The organism is Caballeronia sp. INML3B (assembly GCF_023631305.1).
GTDB classification, from domain to species: Bacteria; Pseudomonadota; Gammaproteobacteria; order Burkholderiales; family Burkholderiaceae; genus Caballeronia; species Caballeronia turbans.
Genome location: NZ_JALQDI010000002.1, coordinates 42985 through 62359, shown reverse-complemented (window position 1 = coordinate 62359; position 19375 = coordinate 42985). Strand labels below are relative to the sequence as shown.

14 protein-coding genes are annotated in these 19375 nt (G+C 63.8%); 3 read left to right on the top strand and 11 right to left on the bottom strand.

Annotation, left to right across the window (positions count from 1 at the left end):
* Window positions 1-283: 283 nt before the first annotated feature.
* Both NCS58_RS02565 and NCS58_RS02560 read right to left on the bottom strand, forming a co-directional pair.
* Window positions 284-1597 carry a Glu/Leu/Phe/Val dehydrogenase gene (locus tag NCS58_RS02565; protein WP_061117826.1) on the bottom strand — a complete coding sequence of 438 codons (1314 nt, stop codon included), beginning with the start codon at window positions 1595-1597 and terminating at the stop codon, window positions 284-286.
* A gap of 108 nt (window positions 1598-1705) precedes the next feature.
* Complete coding sequence (locus NCS58_RS02560; protein ID WP_250537780.1) at window positions 1706-2677, bottom strand: LysR family transcriptional regulator; 972 nt, start codon at window positions 2675-2677, stop codon at window positions 1706-1708.
* Between the two features lie 279 nt (window positions 2678-2956).
* Here NCS58_RS02560 and NCS58_RS02555 point away from each other — a divergent pair, with 279 nt between their 5' ends.
* A complete protein-coding gene (locus NCS58_RS02555; RefSeq protein ID WP_061117828.1) occupies window positions 2957-4345 on the top strand; it encodes an MFS transporter in 1389 nt (462 codons plus the stop codon).
* Between the two features lie 9 nt (window positions 4346-4354).
* On the opposite strand, the gene NCS58_RS02550 is transcribed toward NCS58_RS02555, so the two are convergent.
* Window positions 4355-4534, bottom strand: coding sequence for a hypothetical protein (locus NCS58_RS02550; protein WP_250537779.1), 180 nt, complete (start codon window positions 4532-4534; stop codon window positions 4355-4357).
* A 112-nt stretch (window positions 4535-4646) separates the two neighbouring features.
* Window positions 4647-6524: an ABC transporter ATP-binding protein/permease gene (locus NCS58_RS02545; protein ID WP_250537778.1), complete on the bottom strand. Its 1878-nt coding sequence runs from the start codon at window positions 6522-6524 to the stop codon at window positions 4647-4649.
* Between the two features lie 234 nt (window positions 6525-6758).
* On the opposite strand from NCS58_RS02545, the gene NCS58_RS02540 reads away from it, so the two are divergent.
* Complete coding sequence (locus tag NCS58_RS02540; RefSeq protein WP_061117830.1) at window positions 6759-7154, top strand: acyl-CoA thioesterase; 396 nt, start codon at window positions 6759-6761, stop codon at window positions 7152-7154.
* A 6-nt stretch (window positions 7155-7160) separates the two neighbouring features.
* Here NCS58_RS02540 and NCS58_RS02535 read toward each other — a convergent pair whose 3' ends face one another.
* Both NCS58_RS02535 and NCS58_RS02530 read right to left on the bottom strand, forming a co-directional pair.
* Window positions 7161-10274: an EAL domain-containing protein gene (locus NCS58_RS02535; protein WP_250476280.1), complete on the bottom strand. Its 3114-nt coding sequence runs from the start codon at window positions 10272-10274 to the stop codon at window positions 7161-7163.
* Between the two features lie 198 nt (window positions 10275-10472).
* Entirely contained in the window at window positions 10473-10952 is a 480-nt protein-coding gene (locus tag NCS58_RS02530; protein WP_061117831.1) for a nitrate reductase associated protein, read from the bottom strand.
* Between the two features lie 189 nt (window positions 10953-11141).
* Here NCS58_RS02530 and fdhD point away from each other — a divergent pair, with 189 nt between their 5' ends.
* Window positions 11142-11969 (top strand): formate dehydrogenase accessory sulfurtransferase FdhD, encoded by an 828-nt coding sequence (gene fdhD, locus NCS58_RS02525; protein WP_061117832.1) that lies wholly within the window; start codon window positions 11142-11144, stop codon window positions 11967-11969.
* Window positions 11970-11975: 6 nt separating this feature from the next.
* Here fdhD and NCS58_RS02520 read toward each other — a convergent pair whose 3' ends face one another.
* From NCS58_RS02520 to NCS58_RS02500, 5 genes are all read right to left on the bottom strand, one after another.
* The gene (locus tag NCS58_RS02520) at window positions 11976-12740 is read right to left on the bottom strand and encodes an enoyl-CoA hydratase (RefSeq protein WP_061117833.1); all 765 of its coding nucleotides are present in this window, start codon (window positions 12738-12740) and stop codon (window positions 11976-11978) included.
* A 55-nt stretch (window positions 12741-12795) separates the two neighbouring features.
* Complete coding sequence (locus NCS58_RS02515) at window positions 12796-13992, bottom strand: acetyl-CoA C-acyltransferase (RefSeq protein WP_250537777.1); 1197 nt, start codon at window positions 13990-13992, stop codon at window positions 12796-12798.
* Between the two features lie 14 nt (window positions 13993-14006).
* Entirely contained in the window at window positions 14007-16436 is a 2430-nt protein-coding gene (locus NCS58_RS02510) for a 3-hydroxyacyl-CoA dehydrogenase/enoyl-CoA hydratase family protein (protein WP_061117835.1), read from the bottom strand.
* A gap of 297 nt (window positions 16437-16733) precedes the next feature.
* On the bottom strand, window positions 16734-18521 hold the full coding sequence (locus NCS58_RS02505; RefSeq protein ID WP_061117894.1) for an acyl-CoA dehydrogenase C-terminal domain-containing protein: 1788 nt from the start codon (window positions 18519-18521) through the stop codon (window positions 16734-16736).
* Window positions 18522-18591: 70 nt separating this feature from the next.
* A complete protein-coding gene (locus NCS58_RS02500; protein WP_061117836.1) occupies window positions 18592-19266 on the bottom strand; it encodes a TetR/AcrR family transcriptional regulator in 675 nt (224 codons plus the stop codon).
* Between the last annotated feature and the right edge of the window lie 109 nt (window positions 19267-19375).

Below are 19375 nucleotides of genomic sequence, written 5' to 3'. Positions count from 1 at the left end.
CGGGGCAAGTTTAGCAGGGTAATTATTCTGAAAGAATGATTGTTAACCCACGCCGTCTTATTTGTGAGACGCCTGATTGCAACTGGGTTGCAACGGGTTGCGACCGCGCATATTACTGGCGTTTTTGCGCGGATGCTTGACCGAATACAACTAGTCGGCCGACTTGTAGTTTTCATGCAAATGCGGGCGGCATTCCCGAGGGAATGCCGCCCGCATCATTCAAGGGGCGCGAACGCTGCCCGCATTGCGCAGACTGCTCGAGCGAGCGCGCCGCCGCATCGGATCAGGGGTAGAGGCCGCGCATTTCACGCGCCTGCAGAATCCGCGTACACGCGACGATGAACGCCGCCGTGCGGACCGAAACCTGGTGCTCGCTCGCGACTTGCCACACGCTGGCAAACGCCTCGCGCATCACGCGTTCGAGACGCTGATTGATTTCGTCCTCGGTCCAGAAGAAGCTCGAAAAGTCCTGCACCCATTCGAAATACGAGACCGTCACGCCGCCCGCGTTCGCGATGACGTCCGGAATCACGAGGATGCCCTTGTCGTTCAGGATGTCGTCCGCTGCGGTCGTGGTCGGGCCGTTCGCGCCTTCGACGACGATCTTCGTGCGAATCTTCGACGCGTTCTTCTCGGTAATCTGGTTTTCCAGCGCGGCCGGAATCAGGATGTCGCTTTCGATCATCCAGAACTCTTCGGCCTGCACGGGATCGGCGCCCGCGAAGCCGCCGACGCCGCCGTTCTTCGCGACGTGATCGAGCAGCGCGGCCGTGTCGATGCCCTTGGAGTTGTGAATCGTGCCCGTGTGATCCTGCACGGCGATCACGCGCGCGCCCGCTTCCTGGAACAGCTTGGCCGCAATGCCGCCCACGTTGCCGAAGCCTTGCACCGCGATGCGCGCGCCTTCGATCTCCATGCCGATGCGCCGCGCCGCTTCCGTGCCGACCACGAACACGCCGCGACCCGTCGCTTCCTTGCGGCCGAGCGAGCCGCCGAGCGAGATCGGCTTGCCGGTCACGACGCCCGTCGCCGTCTGGCCCTGGTTCATGGAGTAGGTGTCCATCATCCACGCCATGATCTGCTCGTTCGTGTTCACGTCCGGCGCGGGAATGTCCGTGTTCGGCCCGATGATGATGCCGATCTCGCTGGTGTACCGACGCGTCACGCGTTCGAGCTCGCCGCGCGACAGCGTGCGCGGATCGACACGGATACCGCCCTTCGCGCCGCCGTACGGCACGTTCACGGCCGCATTCTTCACCGACATCCACGCGGACAGCGCCATCACTTCGGAGAGTGTCACGTCCTGGTGATAACGCACGCCGCCCTTGCCGGGACCGCGCGACGTGTTGTGCTGCACGCGATAGCCTTCGAAGTGCGCGACGGTTCCGTTATCGAGTTCGATCGGGCAATCGACGACGAGAATGCGCTTCGGGCGCTTGAGGGTTTCGAGCCAGCGCGAGAGAGAACCGAGATACGGCGCGACGCGATCGACCTGCTTGAGATAGTTGCCCCAGGGACCGAGATCGTCGGCGTTGAGATACGACGGGATTGCATGTTTGGCATCCGGCGTTTGCAGCGACTGCTTCGAGGAGGACATTGACGCTCCAGCGTTGAAGGAATGCGCTCATTGTCGAAAAACGCCGTTTTCAAATCCAATGCCGTTTCCTTATCCCATCATGCAAATCCTGCATAACGTCGCCAAGCCTTATGCGCCGGGCTTTCCGGACGATTCCTTTAACAATTCTTCACCGACTGCGTCCCATAGCGCGCGCATCAACGCCTGCCGCGGCTCCTCGCCAGGCGCCGCGAGCTTGTCGCGATAGAGGCGGATTTCCATCGTCAGCGTGAACTGACCTGCGGGCGTGCCGCGTGTGCCGCGATCGAGGCGGATGAGCCGCCCTTCCTCCACGGCATCTTCCACTGCGCTGTGCGGAAGGAACGCGACGCCGTGCCCGGCCAGCGCCATCGCCTTGAGTCCTTCGGCCATGTCGGTTTCATACACCTTGTCGAGATAGAGCCGCGTGGGCGCGGTCGCGATGATGACTTCGGTCATGCGCCCGAGATAGGCGTTCGGCGTGTACGACAGATACGGAACCGGGGATTCGGCGGTCGCGGGCAGCGAAAAGCGCGCGCGTCCGCCCTTGGTGACCGCGGAGAACGGACTGATCGGCTCGACGCCGAGCGTGAGCATGTCGTAGCGCGCGGGATCGAGCGCGACCGGATGACTCGGATGGTGATAGCCCATCACGAGATCGCAGCCGCCTTCGACGAGCGACAGCACCGCATCGTGAACGTTGAGCGCGCGCAGCCGCGTGCGGATGCGCCCGAGCCGCGCCTCGATGTGCTCGAGCCAGCGCGGAAAGTAGGTGAGCGACAGCGTATGCGGCACGGCGAACTCGATGGTCGCCGAGGGCACGCCGCCCTGCCCGCGCAGCAGCGTGCGCGCTTCGTGGAACTGCGAGAGCATCGCGAGCGCCTGCTCGTAGAACACGTTGCCGGCTTGCGTGAGCCGCGTCGGATACACGGACCGGTCGATGAGCTCCGTGCCGAGCCACGCCTCCAGCGCCTGGATGCGCCGCGAAAATGCGGGCTGGGTGATATGTCGAAGCTCGGCGGAGCGGCTAAAGCTGCGCGTCTCCGCGAGCGACACGAAGTCTTCCAGCCATTTCAGTTCCATTCGATTCGGGCGCGAGCGGCGCTTGTTCGGCAAAAGCGCATTCTAGCGGGCATGAACCGCGCGAAGGCGCGGCGCACCATTCGCATGCGGTCGCGCACGGACGCGGTGCCGTCGGCGGGTGTGCCGAATCGCGACGACGTGCCCCATGCGCGCTCGAATCCCGCGCCACCACTCGCCGATGCGATACGTCGATCAAACATGCATTCCATTGGCATGATGCTTGCAATTTTGGGGGCCGTCGCGTGCTCTTCCGGAAGCGCGCATATACGGAAACCCGCAATGTCCAATCTGATCGCGTCGCTCAGGAGCGGCAACTGGCGCTCGCTGCTCGCCTGCTTCCTCTACTTCGATACGGGTTTCACCGTCTGGGTGCTGTATGGACCGCTCGCGCCGTTCATCGGCCGCGACGTGACGATGTCCGCCGCGCAACAGGGCTTTCTCGTCGCGGTGCCGGTGCTGGCCGCGGCGATCCTGCGCGTGACGCTCGGCAATCTCTATCAGTCGACCGACGGACGGCGCGTCGCATTGATGGGCGTCGTGCTCTCGTCGATTCCGTCGATCGTGCTGCCGCTTCTGCCTGGCGTGCCCTCGTATGCGCTGCTGCTCGTGCTCGGCGTATTTCTCGGCATGGGCGGCGCGAGCTTCGCAGTCGCGTTGCCGATGGCCGGCAGCAACTATCCACCGAAGGTGCAAGGGCTCGTGCTGGGTCTCGCCGCCGCGGGCAACATCGGCGCGGTGCTCGACGGCTTCCTGTTCCCGCATCTCGCCGATGCCTTCGGCTGGCAGATCTCGACCGCCGCCGCGCTGCCGCTGCTCGCGATCACGGCGGCCGCGCTTCTCGCATGGGCCTCCGATGCCGGCCAGAAAACCGGCAGCACGATGCGCGCGCTGTCCAGCTTCGCGGTGACGCTGGTCAGCCTCATCGTGCTGGTGCTCGCGGTGAATGGCGGCGTGTTCGGCGGCGGCAAGACCGGCGTGCTGCTATTGCCGGTGATCGGTGCGCTGATCGCGATTGCGGTGCTGCCGCGACACTATCGTTCGGTGCTGGGCGAGCGCGATACATGGGTCATCATGCTGATCTACAGCATCACGTTCGGTGGCTTCGTCGGCATGTCGTCGTATGTGACGCTGCTGCTCACGTCGCTTTATCAGATGCCGAAGCTGGAAGCGGGGCTTTTCATGTCGTTGCTCGCGTTTCTCGGCGCGATCGTGCGGCCGTTCGGCGGCTATGTCGCCGATCGTGTGACCGGCGTGCGGGCGCTGCTCGTGCTGCTCGCGGCAATCGCGATCGGCGACTTCGCATTCGCGATCTGGATGCCGCCGGTCGCGGGCGGTGTGGCGATTCTGATCTGTCTGTACGTCGCGTTCGGTCTCGGCAACGGTTCGACGTTCCAGCTCGTGCCGCATCGGTGGAAGGGCAAGACAGGGCTGCTCTCGGGGATCGTCGGTGCGGCGGGCGGCATCGGCGGCTTCTATCTGCCGGTGATCATGGGGATCGCGAAGGAAAGCACGGGAAGCTATCAGATGGGCTTCGCGACCTTCGGCGTGCTCGCGACCTGCGCATTCGGCGCGTTGTTCATGCTGCGTGCGCAGTGGCTGCGGTGGTCGTCCACTTCCTCGCAGACGCATGATGGCGTCGCAATCGGCGGCGCGCACGCGATGGAGTGAGGCTGCGGCTTATGGCCGGCGGTCGCCGTCGAACGCCGGCCAGCGCACGAATGCGAAGACGTACAGCGCGATGAGCGTCAGTGGTGGCGCCATGAACGCGAGCACCCACGAGCCGGAACGCCCCATGCGACGAATGATTCGCACAACCGGACAGGTGAGCACGGCGAGGATTGCAGCGAGAAGGATCAAGTCCCCGAATCCGACACCATCCACGCGCGTTCACTTTGGCTTCAGGTGCGGAACGGGGGATTTGTCGAGTTTCGTGCGATCGCGCCTGATCGGCCATCAGGCGCCCGCTGCGTCAAACGCCCGCCGTATCCCGCTGATCCCGCACCGCCTCTTCCGCCCGCTGCTGCTGCAACGCCCACATCTGCGCAAACAGCCCGCTCGCGCGCAGCAGTTCGGCGTGCGTGCCTCGCTCCACGATGCGCCCGTGATCCATCACGATGATCTGCTGCGCATGCACGACCGTCGATAACCGGTGCGCGATGATGAGCGTCGTCCGCTCGCGCGCGATCGAATCGAGTTCGTGCTGAATCGCGCGTTCGGACTTCGAATCGAGCGCCGACGTGGCTTCGTCGAAGATCAGGATCGGCGGGTCTTTCAAAAGCGTGCGCGCGATGGCGACGCGCTGCTTTTCGCCGCCCGACAGCTTCAGCCCGCGCTCGCCGACAGGCGTGTCATAACCCGCCGGCAACGCCTCGATGAACTCGTGGATATGCGCCGCGCGCGCCGCCGCGATCACTTCGTCGCGGCTCGCCGAAGGACGTCCGTACGCGATGTTGTAGTAGATCGAATCGTTGAAGAGCACAGTGTCCTGCGGCACGATGCCGATCGCCGCGCGCAATGAATCCTGCGTCACGTCGCGAATGTCCTGTCCGTCGATCCTGATGCTTCCGCCCTGCGCGCGATCGAGATCGTAGAAGCGAAAGAGCAGCCGTCCGAGCGTCGACTTGCCCGAGCCGCTGTGTCCGACCACGGCCGTCGTCGTGCCTGCGGGAATCGTGAAATCGACGCCATGCAGAATCGGCCGCGCCTTCTCGTATGCGAAGCTCACGTTCTCGAAACGCACTTCGCCGCCGCGCACGGCAAGCGCCTGCGCGCCCGGCGCATCGGGGACTTCGCGGCCCGCGCCGAGCAGCGTGAACATTCGGTCCATGTCCGTCAGCGCCTGCTTCAGCTCGCGATACACGACGCCCAGGAAGTTCAGCGGGATATAAAGCTGCAGCATGAACGTGTTGATGAGCACGAGGTCGCCGAGCGTGAGACGCCCCGCCATCACGCCCTGCGTCGCGCGCCAGAGAATGAATACGAGCCCGACGCCGATGATCATCTGCTGCCCGAAGTTCAGCATCGACAGCGAGCGCTGTGACTTGATCGCGGCCGCGCGGTAGCGTTGCAGGTTTTCATCGTAACGGCGCGTTTCCCATTCTTCGTTACCGAAGTACTTCACGGTCTCGTAGTTGAGCAGCGAATCGATCGCGCGCGAGTTCGCCTTCGAGTCGAGATCGTTCATCGTGCGGCGGAAATGCGTGCGCCATTCGGTGACCTTCACCGTGAAGACGATGTACGAGGCGAGCGCGACGAGCGTGACGATCGCGTAATACGCCTCATACTTCGTCACGAAGAATGCGAGCACGAGACCGACTTCGACGAGCGTCGGCAGGATGCTGTAAAGCGAGTAGGACACGAGTTGCTGGATGCCGCGCGTGCCGCGCTCGATATCGCGCGACATGCCGCCCGTTTGCCGCTCCAGATGGAAGCGCAGCGACAGCGAATGCAAATGCCGGAAGACTTGCAGCGCGAGTTGCCGCACGGCGCTTTCGGTGACCTTCGCGAAGAGCAGCTCGCGAAGCTCGGTGAAAAGCGATGTCGAAAGCCGCGCGCCCGCATAAGCGATCACCAGCAGCCCGATGCCGCCGATCAGCACGATGCCCGGCGCGTCGTTCGCGCGTCCGAGCGCGGTGAGGTGCTGCACGGAAGCGAGGCTATCGACGATGCGCTTCATCACGATCGGCACGCCGAGGTTCGCGACCTTCGCGCCGATCAGGCATGTCAGCGCGAACGCGACCCGCCATTTGTACGTCGTGAGATAAGGCAGCAGCGAGCGAATCGTCTGCCAGTCGTTGCGCGGACCCTGGGCCATCGGGCCGGGCTCGCTGTTGGAATCGCGGCGCATGAGTCGTATCGTTTGAGCGCGTCGCTTGGGCGCGGCGTGGGGACGCTGTTATCGGCGGAACGGGCGCACGTCTCTCGCATGCTTTCCCGTACAATTTACTTCAGGCCCCGGCGTCATGGAGGTTTCCGCCTCGCGCGCTGGGGCTCATTCATCAACATGCATTGTCGCAGAAGGTTCGAGGGGCCGCTCACGCCGGCGGGCCTTCCGCCGCAATCGCAAACCGGAACGCCTCCCATGACAGACCACTCCAGCCTTCCCGAGAAGCACGTCGCGCTGCGCGTCGTGCCGCAGCCCGCCGACGCCAACGTCCACGGCGACGTCTTCGGCGGATGGATCATGGCGCAGGTGGATATCGCCGGCTCCATTCCGGCGAGCCGCCGCGCGAACGGCCGCGTCGCGACCGTCGCGGTGAATTCGTTCCTGTTCAAGCATCCGGTGTTCGTCGGCGACCTGTTGAGCTTCTACGCCGATATCGTCAAGACGGGCAATACGTCGATCACGGTATCGGTCGAAGTCTGGGCGCAGCGCATGAGCCTCGCCGAAGAAGTCGTCAAGGTCACGGAAGCGACGCTCACTTACGTCGCGACCGACCGCGATCGCCGTCCGCGCGTGCTGCCGTCGCTCGATTAAAGGCGATCAATGGGGCAGCACGCCCTGCTGCAACAAGCCCGGAATCGCTTCGTGCGGCATCGGGCGCGAGAACAGATAGCCCTGCATTTCGTCGCAATCGCGCTCGCGCAGGAAATCGTGCTGCGCGTGCGTTTCGACGCCTTCCGCGATCACCTGCAATTCCAGCGAATGCGCGAGCGCGATGATCGCCGACGTGATCGTTTCGTCATCCCCCGACGAGCCGATATCCGCGACGAACGAGCGGTCGATCTTCAACCGGTGCACCGGGAAGCGCTTGAGATACGACAGGCTCGAATATCCGGTGCCGAAGTCGTCGATCGCAATGCCGATGCCGAGCGCCGATAACTCCGAGAGCATCGTGATCGCTTCCTCGGCGTTGCGCATGATCGCGCTTTCCGTGAGCTCCAGTTCGAGATAGCGCGGCTCCAGCCCGGTCTCTTCGAGCACGGACGTCACGAGCCGCGCGATGTCGCGCTGCTGAAAATGGCGCGCCGACAGATTCACCGACACGCGCGCCGGCGGCAGCCCGGCATCCTGCCACGCCTTGTTCTGACGGCACGCTTCGCGCAACACCCACTCCGACAGCGGCCCGATCAGGCCGCTCTCTTCCGCGACCGGAATGAACGACGCCGGCGACACGAGCCCCTGCTCCGGATCGCGCCAGCGCACGAGCGCCTCGATGCCGACGATCGCGCGCGTCGTCATATCCACTTGCGGCTGATAGTGCAGCAGGAACTCGCCGTCGCGCAGCGCGCGCCGCAAGCGCCGTTCGAGATTCATGCGCGCGCCGACGCTCGCGTTCATCTCCGGCTGATAGAACTGATACGTGTTGCGGCCCATGTCCTTCGCGCGATACATCGCGAGATCGGCCTTCTTCATCACGGATTCGGCGTCGTCGCCGTCCTGCGGATAGAGACTCGCGCCCATGCTGCAGCCGACGTAAAGCTCTGTATCGTCGAGCCAGACCGGTTCCGAGATCGCCGCGCGCGTGCGTTCCATCCATGCGATCAGCCCGGCTTCGTCGGTGATATCGGGCAGCACGACCACGAACTCGTCGCCGCCGTGACGCGCGACCGTATCGCTCGATCGCGCCGAGCGCGCAAGCCGCTCCGCGATCACCGCGAGCAGGCGGTCGCCGACGCTGTGACCGAGACTATCGTTGACGTTCTTGAAGCCGTCGAGATCCATGAAGACGACGGCGATCTTCGTCTCGCGCCGCCGCGCGGTTTCGATCGCGTGCTGCAAGCGGTCGCGCAGCAGATTGCGGTTCGGCAGGCGCGTGAGCGTGTCGTAGTTCGCCTGATATTCGAGTTCTTCCTGATAGCGCATCAGATCGGTCACGTCGTTGATGATGCCGATGTGATGCGTCGTCATGCCCTGCGCGTCCGGCACCGGCGCGACGAAGAGCTGATTCCAGAAGAGCGCGCCGTCCTTGCGATAGTTGCGCACCACGACGCTCGCCTCCGTGTTCACGGCGAGCGCGCGGCGAATCGCGGTGAGTCCGTCCTGATCGCCGTCGGGACCGTGCAGAAAGCGGCAGTCCTGCCCGATCACCTCGCTCGGGTCGTAGCCGGTGATGCGCTTGAACGCCGGATTCGCATACTCGATCACGTTCGCGCCGTCCACGACGCCCGTGATCAGAATCGCGTTCACGCTCGCGTCAAGCGCGCGGCTTTGCAGGCGCAGCGCGAGTTCGGCGCGCTTGCGATCGGTGACATCGTGATACGAGCCGAGCACGCCGATTGTCTGTCCTTCGCCGTCGAGCAAGGGCAGCTTGCTCGTGACCACGGTGCGCAGTTGCTCGCCCATCACGATGTCGCGCTCGTAATGCATCTTCGGCACCGTCGTGACGATGACTTCCTCGTCGTCCGCGCGCACGACGTCCGCAAACGCGCTCCACGGCAGCTCGAAATCCGTCTTGCCGATGACCTGCTCGTTGTACGCGAGACCCGCATCGCGCGCGAACGCGTTGTTGCAGCCGAGATAACGCAGGTCGCGGTCCTTCCAGAACACGCGCTGCGGAATGTTGTCGATGACCGCTTCGAGCATCTCGTTGGATCTGCGCGCCTCGGCTTCCGCATTGATGCGGTCGGTCACGTCGTTCGCCAGCATGAAGATGCCAGGACGATTCGAATACGTGAGCGAGTGATGCGAGACATCCGCGCCGACGATCGCGCCATTCTTGCACCGATAACGCCACACGCCCGCCGAGCCTCGCCCCGATGCGGCACGCTCGCCGCTCTCGCCGCCGCTGCGCGCGAGCCGTGCGGCGAAGCGGTCGAAGTCGTCCGCGTGATGCAGATCGCGCAGCGTCATGTTCATGAACTCCGGCTCGTTGAAACCGAAGTGCTCGATCGCAGCCTGATTCACGGCGACGAAGCGCATCGTCTCGCGATCGACGATCCACATCGGCACCGGATGCGCCTCGAACATGCCGCGAAAGCGTTCGTTGCTGCGCTGCCTCGCACGCACGACGCCGAGCTTCTCGCGCGATTGCCGCTCGCGGCTCGCGAACAGATAGATCAGCACGGCGCTGCCTGCGAGCATCGTGAAGACGAGCAGCAGCATCGCGCCGCCCGAGGCCTGCGCGGACTCATCGAGGGCGACGATGGTCGCGTTATCGATGTGTGAGCGCACGACGTCGAGTTCCTCGTCGACGCTCTGCTGATCTTCGCCCAGCGCGACGAACGCGGCGTCGGCCCACGCGCGCGATTCGCCGGGGTCGGCGTGCTTGGCGCGCTCGAATGCGCGATCGGCATCGTGGCGCATCGCCGCGGCGCGCGCGGCGAGCGCATCGAATGCGCCCGACATGCCCGGCTCGGCTGCGATCTGCGCGCGCAGCCCGCTTTCCAGTGCATCGAGATGCGCCTCGCGCGCCTGATGCTGCGCATCGCTTTCGACGATGCCGGTCGCTTCGAAGCGGCTCAGTTGCGTGAGGGATTCGCCGAGCGTGCCGCGCCATGCCGCGAGATCGCGCAGGAGACTCATCGAGCGCAGCGTGCGCGCGTCGCTTTCGCGCAGCCCGCCGATGCGCTCGCAGGCGACGAACGCGTTCGCGCCGAGCGCGGCCAGTACCACGGCAATATTGACGAGCAAACCTCTGGAGAGGAATCGGGTCATGAGCGGCGGGCTTAATCCTTTGATGCGCGTCGGACGCGCGTCGAGGCGACGCGCGTCCACGCGAATGCGCGGCGTGAAACTCGTCCACGCCGCGATTGATGGATAACGCCCAATAACGGCACCGCTCGCCCTACATGTAGGGCTAGTCCGCAAATAATCTGATTAAAACGCGCGCTTAACGTTTGCGCGCCCCGGCGCTCACTCGGCGAGGCCGAATTCCTTCATCGCGGGGAGGAAATCGTGATTCACCTTGTCGGTGTTGCGCGAGAGTTTCGCGAGCGCGTATCGCTGGAAACGGTCGAGCCTGCCCCAACGATCGAGACTCGGCGCGCTCACGCCGCACAGGCTGCTCTGCCGGATCACGGTTTCGGGCACGGCATCGGCGTGCATCCACACCGGTTCCGGATCGCGCTCGATCTTTTCTGGCGCTGCGTTCGCGTGCGTCTTCAACATCTCTTCGAGCGCGAGGTCGAAGTTCTTCTCGAGTTCGGCATCGTCCTCGACCGGGAAGCGGGCGAGCAGCGCGCGATCGTCGTAAGGAAGCGCCTGCCATTGATCGAGCGTGATGCGCATGCCGAAGCGATCGAGATTAAAGCGCACCGCAAGCGGGATGAAGCGCAGATTGTCAGAGGATTCGACTTCGAATCCGAAGAGACGGGCGGCGTCGTAGAGTCCCATAGCGAAGCCTCGTTGGATTGAGCGGAGGTGCGCGACGCGCATCGCCGCTTAAGTTATTGTAGGGCCTTGGATCTGGCTGGAACCATTGCACTCTAGCCGCTGCTCGCGCAGCAAAGCGTGCGAACAGCAACGATAAGCAGCAAGTCATATACCCGACTTTACTCGAAGTGAGCGGTCAGGAGCATTGAAGTGAATCAACTCGAAACCGACGATCAACCAGGCTTCGTCGAGCGCCAGGTGCGCAGGCATCGCAGGAACGAGAGCACCGTCGCCGCGGACAAGGTCGGTCAGGAATGGCCCGTCGCGCTCGTTTTCAATGGCATCTCCCACGCGGTGATGATGTGCACGCCGCGCGATCTCGAAGCGTTCGCCGTGGGATTCTCGCTGACGGAGGGCATCGTCGAGCGTGGCAGCGACATTCACGATATCGAGGTCCATTTCCGCGATGACGGCGTCGCATTGCCGCATGCCGAAGTGCATCTTCAGGTCGTGCAGCAGGCCTTCGCCACGCTCAAGGACAAGCGCCGGGCGCTCGCCGGGCGCACGGGCTGCGGCGTGTGCGGCATCGAAAGTATCGAGTTGCTCGATCTTCAGCCGGAACAGGTGCCGGACACGGGCTTTCTCGCGCGCCTTGCGCCCGATGCGATCGAGCGCGCCGCACGCGAATTGCCCGCGCATCAGCAGTTGACGAAGCTCACGGGCGGCCTGCATGCCGCCGCATGGTGCGACGAAACCGGCGCGGTGCGCTACGCCTTCGAGGACGTCGGAAGACATAACGCGCTCGACAAGCTCATCGGCCAGTTGATCCTGCGGCGTGAGGACACGACGCAAGGTTTCGTGTTTCTGTCGAGCCGCGCGAGCTATGAACTCGTGCGCAAGTCGGCGCGCGTCGGCGTGCCGATGGTCGCGACGATCTCCGCGCCCACATCGCTCGCCATCGCGATCGCGAAGCAGGCGGGCTTGCGGCTCGTCAGCTTCGCGCGCGAGAACAGCTTCGTCGAATACGACGTCGAATGAAGCGCCTTACTCGAACTGGCTGAAGCTCGGCTTGCGTTTTTCGAAGAACGCCTGAAACGCTTCGCGGGCTTCGGGCGCAACCAGCATCCGCGCGAAGTGCGCGGCTTCGTCCTCCATGCGCGCGCTCACTTCATGCGTCTGCGCGCCCTTCATCAACGACTTGGTCACACGCAGCGACGATGCCGGCAGCATCGCCAGCCGCTTCGCTTTGTCGAACGCGTAGGCGTCGAGCTCGCCTGCGTCGATCGCGCCATTCACGAAGCCCATGCGGATCGCTTCGTTCACGTCGAACGCTTCGCCGAGCAGGAGCTTTTCCGCCGCGCGCTGATAACCCGCCGTGCGCGGCAGCAAAAGACTCGACGCCGCTTCGGGACACAATCCGAGCTGCGAGAACGGCAGCGAGAACTTCGCGTTCGTGCTCGCGTAGACGATGTCGCAATGCAGGAGCATCGTCGTGCCTATGCCCACCGCCGTCCCCGCGACCGCCGCCACGATCGGCTTCGGAAAGCCGCTGATGCGCCGCAGGAACTGGAACACGGGCGCGTCGAGACCCTTGGGCGGATCGTTCAGAAAATCCTCGAGATCATTGCCCGCGCTGAACGTACTGCCGTTCGCGCGAATCAGCACCGCCCGCACGGTCGCGTCCATCTCGGCTTCGTAGAGGCCGTCGGCCATTTCCTGATACATCGCCGCGGTGATCGCGTTCTTCTTTTCCGGACGATTGAGCACGATGCTCAGCACGCCGTCCGCGCGTTCGATCTGAATGTCCATCCGCTGTCTCCTTCATGCCGGTCCGCGAGCGACGACACTCGCGGACCATTCACGATCAAAGGCGTTCGATGATGCCCGCCGCGCCCATGCCGGTGCCGACGCACATCGTCACCATGCCGTACTTCAGGTTGCGCCGGCGCAGACCGTGCACGACCGTCGATGCGCGGATCGCGCCCGTCGCGCCGAGCGGATGGCCGAGCGCAATCGCACCGCCGAGCGGGTTGACCTTCGACGGGTCGAGACCGAGATCGCCGATCACCGCGAGCGCTTGCGCCGCGAAGGCTTCGTTCAGTTCGATCCAGTCGATGTCGTCCTGCTTCAGCCCTGCCGCCTTCAACGCGGCCGGAATCGCTTCCTTCGGCCCGATGCCCATGATTTCCGGCGGCACGCCGCGCACCGCGAAGCTCACGAAGCGCGCGAGCGGCGTCAGGTTGAACTGCTTCAGAACCTTTTCCGACACGACGATCAGCGCGCCCGCGCCGTCCGAGGTCTGCGAACTGTTTCCCGCCGTGACCGAGCCCTTGTTCGCGAAGACGGGACGCAGCTTCGCCAGCCCTTCCAGGTTGGTTTCGCGCGGGCCTTCATCGAGCCTGATTTCGCGATTATTCGTGCGCACTTCGCCCGATGCGAGATCCGGAAAACGCTCGTTCAGCGTGTAGGCGGCGATTTCGTCCGCGAATTCGCCCGCCTGTTGCGCGGCCAGCGCGCGGCGATGCGACTCCACCGCGAACGCGTCCTGCGCCTCGCGGCTCACCTTCCAGCGTTCCGCGACCTTTTCCGCCGTCAGGCCCATGCCGTACGCAATGCCGACGTCTTCATTGCGATCGAAGATATGCGGCGACAGCGACGGCTTGTTGCCCATCATCGGCACCATGCTCATTGATTCGCAGCCCCCCGCGATCATCGCCTCGGCTTCACCCACGCGGATGCGGTCCGCCGCCATCGCGAGCGCGGTCAGGCCCGACGCGCAGAAACGGTTCACCGTCACGCCGCCGACCGTGTTGGGCAAGCCCGACAGCAGCGCGCCCATGCGAGCGACGTTCAGACCTTGCTCGGCTTCGGGAATCGCGCAGCCGACGATCGCGTCTTCGATCACGCTCGTGTCGAGTCCCGGCACTTGCCCGACCGCGGATTTGATCGCGTGAACGAGCAGCTCGTCGGGGCGCGTGTTCTTGAACACGCCACGCGGCGCCTTGCCGATCGGCGTGCGGCTCGCGGCGACGATGTATGCGTCTTGAAGTTGTTTGCTCATTGATTGCTCCGCGATTAGTTGCGAACCGGCTTGCCGGTCTGCAGCATGCCCATGATTCGCTCTTGCGTCTTCTGCGTGCCGAGCAGTTCGACGAACGCGCGGCGCTCGAGCGCCAGCAGCCATTCTTCGTCGACGAGACTGCCCGCTTCGACATCGCCGCCGCAGACCGCTTCCGCGATGCGGCTCGCGATCAGATAGTCGTGGTCGCTGATGAAGCGCCCGTCGCGCATGTTCACGAGCGACGCCTTGATCGTCGAGATCGCCGAGCGCCCCGCCACCGGCACCTGCTTCACGCGCAATGGCGGCCGATAGCCCGATGCGCTCAACGCACGCGCCTCGCTCTTCGCGATGTCGAGCAACTCGTGCACGTTGAAGACGATCGTGTCGGACGGCTTCAGATAGCCCATCGCGCGGGCATCGAATGCGGACGACGAGACTTTCGCCATCGCCGCGTTCTCGAAAGATTTCTGCAGGAACTTGAGCAGATCGCTGGTCGCATTGACCGCGCCCGCTGCTTCCGCCGCGCGCAGCGCGGCCTCCTTCAGACCGCCGCCCGCCGGCACCAGACCGACGCCCACTTCCACGAGACCGATATAGCTCTCGACATGCGCGACGCGCTTCGCCGAATGCAGCAGCAGTTCGCAACCGCCGCCGAGCGCGAGGCCCGACACAGCCGACACCACCGGCACGTTTGCGTACTTCACGCGCAGCATGCCTTGCTGAAACTTCTTCACGAACGGATCGATGCCTTTGGCGCCGCCCATCATGAACGCGGGCATCGCTTCTTCGAGATTCGCGCCCGCCGAGAACGGGCCACCCGGCGCGCCGAGTTGCAGCGACGTCGGCTGCCAGATCACCACGCCGCGATATGCCTTCTCCGCGAGTTCGATAGCCTGCGTGAGGCCGTCGATCACGCCCGGGCCGATGGTGTTCATTTTGGTCTTGAACGAGACGATCACGACATCGCCGTCGTCACGATCGAGCCAGGCGCGGACGCTCCCGGTTTCGAACAGCGTCTTGCCGAAGGTCTTCGGATCGGCGCCCGTCACGCCTTCGAGCGGCGCGCGGAACACCTGCTTCTCATAGACGGGCAGCGCCGAACGCGGTTCGAAGCGCTTCGATTTCGGCGACCACGATCCTTCGTTCGTGTGCACGCCGTTCTTTTCGGCGACCGGACCTTCGAGCACCCACGCGGGCAGCGGCGCGTTCGAGAGCGCCTTGCCCGCATCGATATCCTCCTGCACCCACTTCGCGACTTGCTGCCAGCCCGCCGCCTGCCAGCTTTCGAACGGCCCCTGATTCCATCCGAAGCCCCAGCGGATCGCGAGATCGACGTCCCGGGCATTGTCCGCGATCGATTCGAGATGCACCGCGATGTAGTGGAACACGTCGCGGAAAATCGCCCACAGGAATTGCGCCTGCTTGTTGTCGGTTTCGCGCAGGAGCTTGAAGCGCTCGGCGGGCGGACGCTTCAGGATGCGGCCGATGAGCTCGTCGGCCTTCGCGCCGCCATCGACGTAAGCAGCCGTTTTCGGATCGAGCACCTTGATCGCGCGTCCTTCCTTGCGATAGAAACCCGCGCCCGTCTTCTGGCCGAGCGCGCCATTCTTCACCAGCGCTTCGAGCACCGGCGGCGTCTTGTAGACAGAGAAGAACGGATCGTCGGGCAGGTTGTCCTGCATCGTCTTGATGACGTGGGCCATCGTGTCGAGACCGACGACATCCGCGGTGCGGAACGTCGCCGACTTCGCGCGGCCGAGTCGCGCGCCGGTCAGGTCGTCGACTTCATCAAAGCGCAGGCCGAACTTCTCCGCTTCGGCAATCACCGCGAGAATCGAGAAAACGCCGACGCGGTTCGCGATGAAGTTCGGCGTGTCCTTCGCGCGCACGACGCCTTTGCCGATCACGCTCGTCAGGAAGGTTTCGAGCTGGTCGAGAATCTCGGGCTTCGTGGATTCGGTCGGGATCAGCTCGACCAGGTGCATATAGCGCGGCGGATTGAAAAAGTGCACACCGCAAAAGCGCGACTTCAGTTCGTCGGAGAAGCCGTCCGACAAAGCCGTGATCGACAGGCCCGACGTGTTGCTCGCGAAAATCGCGTGCGGCGCGATATGCGGCGACACTTTCTTGTAGAGATCGTGCTTCCAGTCCATGCGCTCGGCGATGGCCTCGATCACGAGGTCGCATTCGGCGAGCTTCGCGATGTCGTCGTCGTAGTTGGCGGGCTCGATGTATTGCGCGTCGTCCTTCACGCCGAACGGCGCGGGTGACAGCTTCTTCAGGTTCTCGATGGCCTTCAGCGCGATGCCGTTTTTCGGGCCTTCCTTTGCGGGAAGATCGAAGAGCAGGACGGGCACACGCGCGTTGATCAGATGCGCGGCGATCTGCGCGCCCATCACGCCCGCGCCGAGCACGGCGACTTTCTTGATGTTCAGGGTGCTCACAGGTTTGTCACTCCGGGGTTCGTGAACGTGGGTTGATTCGGTTTGCTTTCGGCGCCCTTGGAACGACTGGTGCGACGGACCGTGCGCCGTCCAAGCCGCGAGAGTTTTGTGTGGGCACTCGCTACGGAGCCTACGAACACTTGGCAAGCATGGCCAAACTGCGTGTGACCGCGGGCGTCTCGAGCTGCTTTCCTTGGCTACCTTCTTTGCAGCAGCAAAGAAAATGACTGCCGCCCCCGCACAGGGGCAACGCCGATAGACCAATAAAAAACGGGATCCGGCAAAAGCCCAAATAAATCAGAAAAGCGCTTCGTCGTAGTCCATCATCGGCTTGGCCCCGGCACGGGCAGCCCGAATCGTCGAAGCGGTCTCAGGCAGCAGCTTGGCGAAGTAAAACCGCGCGGTGGCGAGCTTGGCCTTATAGAAGGCATCGCCGGAAGGGGCATTGTCCAAAGCAACCCGTGCCATCCGCGCCCAGAAGTACGAAAACACCAGATGCCCGACCGTACGCAAATACGGCACGGCCGCAGCGCCCACTTCATCAGGATTCTGCATGGCCTTCATGCCGATCTCCATGGTGAGCTTCTGCACCTTGTCGCCGATATCCGCGAGCGGGTTGATGAACTCCTGCATCTCCGGCTTTACGCCTTCCTGCTCGACGAAATCGGCAACGAGCTTGCCGAAGCGCTTCAGCTTGGCGCCCATGTCACCGAGAATCTTGCGCCCGAGCAGATCGAGCGCCTGAATGGAGTTCGTGCCCTCGTAGATCATGTTGATGCGCGCATCGCGGACATACTGCTCCATGCCCCATTCGGAGATGAAGCCATGGCCGCCGTAGATCTGCATCGCCATATTCGTGCCTTCGAACGCGTTGTCCGTCAGGAAGGCCTTGATCACCGGCGTGAGCAGCGCGACGAAATCAGCGGCCTCTTGACGCACGGACTCGTCCGCGTGCGAGAGTTCCTTGTCGATATTGAGCGCCGCCCAGTACGTGAACGCGCGGCCCGCTTCGGCATAGGCCTTCTGCGTGAGCAGCATGCGGCGCACGTCCGGATGCACGATGATCGGATCGGCAGGCTTCTCCGGTGCCTTCGGGCCGGTGAGCGAGCGCATCTGCAAGCGCTCTTTCGCATACACGAGCGAGTTCTGATACGCGACCTCGGTCAGGCCGAGACCCTGCATGCCGACGCCCAGCCGCGCGGCGTTCATCATCACGAACATCGCGTTCAAGCCCTTGTTGGCCTCGCCGACGAGCCAACCCTTTGCGCCGTCGAGATTCATCACGCAGGTCGCGTTGCCGTGGATGCCCATCTTGTGCTCGATCGAGCCGCACTTGATGCCGTTGCGTTCACCGATCGCACCGTTCGCATCGGGGACGAACTTCGGCACGATGAAAAGCGAGATGCCCTTCGTTCCCATCGGCGCGCCCGGCAGACGCGCGAGCACCAGATGAACGATGTTCTCGGCCATGTCGTGCTCACCGCTCGAGATGAAGATCTTTGTGCCGGTGAGTGCGTAGGAACCGTCGGAATTCGGCTCGGCTTTCGTGCGCAGGATGCCGAGATCCGTTCCGCAATGCGGTTCCGTCAGGCACATCGTGCCGGTCCACTCGCCCGAGACGAGTTTCGATAGATAGGTCGACTTTTGCTCCGGCGTGCCGTGCGCGTGCAGGCATTCGTACGCGCCGTGCGAGAGACCGGGATACATCGTCCAGGCCTGATTCGCCGAGTTGAGCATTTCGTAAAGCGCGTTGTTCACGAACGCAGGCAAGCCCTGACCGCCGTACTCGGGATCGCACCCGAGTGCGGGCCAGCCCGCATCGATGTACTGGCGGTAGGCCTCTTTGAAGCCGGCTGGCGTCCTGACGACGCCGTCGCCCTCGTAAGTGCAGCCTTCGCGGTCGCCGCTCTGGTTGAGCGGAAACACGACTTCGGAGCAGAACTTGCCGGCTTCCTCGAGCACCTGATTGATGGTGTCGGCGTCGAGGTCGGCATGCCGCGGCATGCTCTTCAGTTCAGCTTCCACGTTCAGCACTTCGTGCAGCACGAATTGCATGTCGCGAAGGGGGGCGGCGTACTGTCCCATGAGTCTCTCCAGTTTCTTCAAGCTTCTGGTTGCGCGCCGCCGAGCCACCTTCTCGATGCGAACGGCGCCGCTAACGGCTGTCGGTGTGTTGTGATGTCAGATTCGTCGCCGTATTCGCCGCCGGTTGAGGGATGCCCGTTCCGGCTCCCGCATTCGACGTCTGATACGACACGATCGTCTTTTCGAGCGCGTCCCGCGTCAGTTGCACGGCTTCCGGCAGATGCAGGAAGCGCGCGTCGTGATGCAGGCCGAGCGTGAAGCTGTACAGCTCGAAAAGCATCAGATGCGGGTCCGTCTCCGGCTTCAGATGCCCTTCGTCCTTCGACTGGCGGATCGCGCGCAAGAGCGCCTCGCGCCACATGCTCACGCTGTGCACGAGCTGCTCGCGCACGGCGCTCGCGGCGCGGTCGTCGTACTCCACCGCTCCGCTGATATAGATACAACCCGTGGTCACTTCCTGGATGCGCTTCTCCATCCAGCGATTCATCATCGCGCGCAATCGCGGCAGGCCGCGCGCTTCACGCAGACTCGGAAAGAACACTTCATCTTCGAAGCGCCGGTGGTACTCGCGCACCACCTCCACCTGCAAGTCCTCGCGCGACCCGAAATGCGCAAACACACCGCTCTTGCTCATTTGCATCCGCTCGGCCAGCAGGCCGATCGTCAGCCCTTCCAGCCCGTCCCGACTTGCCAACTCCAGCGCTGCGTCGAGAATCGCGGCCCGCGTCTGTTCGCCTTTTCGCATGATGTCCCTACCGTTCTTATGTGACCCGTAAAATCGAACGGCCGTTCTATTATTGTGGCCGAACGCTGGTGATACAAGCAAATTTTTAGATACGCGTTTCTAAAACGCT

Coding starts and splice junctions, on each gene's coding strand:
- NCS58_RS02560 (WP_250537780.1), bottom strand. CDS start 2,677: ATGGAACTGAAATGGCTGGAAGACTTCGTGTCGCTCGCGGAGACGCGC.
- NCS58_RS02520 (WP_061117833.1), bottom strand. CDS start 12,740: ATGGACATTCAGATCGAACGCGCGGACGGCGTGCTGAGCATCGTGCTC.
- NCS58_RS02505 (WP_061117894.1), bottom strand. CDS start 18,521: ATGGGACAGTACGCCGCCCCCCTTCGCGACATGCAATTCGTGCTGCAC.
- NCS58_RS02500 (WP_061117836.1), bottom strand. CDS start 19,266: ATGCGAAAAGGCGAACAGACGCGGGCCGCGATTCTCGACGCAGCGCTG.
- NCS58_RS02515 (WP_250537777.1), bottom strand. CDS start 13,992: ATGAGCAAACAACTTCAAGACGCATACATCGTCGCCGCGAGCCGCACG.
- NCS58_RS02535 (WP_250476280.1), bottom strand. CDS start 10,274: ATGACCCGATTCCTCTCCAGAGGTTTGCTCGTCAATATTGCCGTGGTA.
- NCS58_RS02565 (WP_061117826.1), bottom strand. CDS start 1,597: ATGTCCTCCTCGAAGCAGTCGCTGCAAACGCCGGATGCCAAACATGCA.
- NCS58_RS02530 (WP_061117831.1), bottom strand. CDS start 10,952: ATGGGACTCTACGACGCCGCCCGTCTCTTCGGATTCGAAGTCGAATCC.
- NCS58_RS02540 (WP_061117830.1), top strand. CDS start 6,759: ATGACAGACCACTCCAGCCTTCCCGAGAAGCACGTCGCGCTGCGCGTC.
- NCS58_RS02555 (WP_061117828.1), top strand. CDS start 2,957: ATGTCCAATCTGATCGCGTCGCTCAGGAGCGGCAACTGGCGCTCGCTG.
- NCS58_RS02545 (WP_250537778.1), bottom strand. CDS start 6,524: ATGCGCCGCGATTCCAACAGCGAGCCCGGCCCGATGGCCCAGGGTCCG.